This window comes from Dysgonomonas sp. 511 (genome assembly GCF_010501105.1).
In the GTDB taxonomy this organism is placed as follows: Bacteria; Bacteroidota; Bacteroidia; order Bacteroidales; family Dysgonomonadaceae; genus Dysgonomonas.
Map to the genome: position 1 here is coordinate 57,600 of NZ_QVMQ01000020.1, position 864 is coordinate 58,463.

Annotated in this window: 1 protein-coding gene; it reads right to left on the reverse strand. The window is 36.3% G+C overall.

Annotated elements, in window-relative coordinates:
• A partial coding sequence (locus D0T57_RS10285; protein ID WP_163273407.1) for an IS4 family transposase occupies positions 1–803 on the reverse strand: 803 nt, incomplete at its 3' end.
• Between the last annotated feature and the right edge of the window lie 61 nt (positions 804–864).

The following is an 864-nucleotide window of genomic DNA, read 5'->3' on the forward strand; positions in this document are numbered from 1 at the left end:
GAAAGTAATTTTTCGAAACGTTGCATATCATTGATGTGCGTTTTTTCGATATTAAAACCGCTGGTTTTCAAAGCTCTGAAACAGGATTCTATTTGCCAGCGATCTTTGTAAGCTTTCAACGATGATCTTGTTTTCTCAAAACTGGCAATTATAACCAAATCTCTCTTGCCTTTATCATTGACAAAACAACAAGCCGATATATAACATATCCTACCGGTAACATAATAAGGCTTTGACAGAAACTTACATTGCTTTATCTTCAGAGATTCAAATAAACGCGAAACATTTATATATCTGCCATTGATAGCCTGCATCACCTGATAATTACTCAAAATGCGGATATGATATTTAATAGCATTGCCATTGAGCCAACCAAACCATTTTTCTCCGATAAACTCCCGGTCAGCTAAAAGTTCTTTGATCGAATCTTTTCCAAACAAGCTGATATAATGTTCCATGATCCCAATACGTTCATTGATATTGGATGCTCCCCTTTTATTCATTGTCCGAAAAAGAATCGGAAAGCTAAGTCCTTTATAAGCAATTGATAGAACCAGAATATTGATATTGGTCTGCCCGAACTTCCAGTTGGTACGATCCAAAATCAAACGATAAGGCGGTTTGTGAGGCAATAAACTATAAATCATACGACAAATCAAATCCTTATCAAGCATATAGTCTGCCATAAATCGCTGGATACGGCGCAGGCTGGATGCTGTATCTGCACTACTTTCAAATCCTTGTGCCAGACGCTCAAAGTTGACGGTTTGTACTTTACATAATGCGATTATCATTAATGCCATAAATTTTATTCGTGCCCGATTCATTTTTCCTCCAAAATGAGATTCTAATATCAGACTTAAT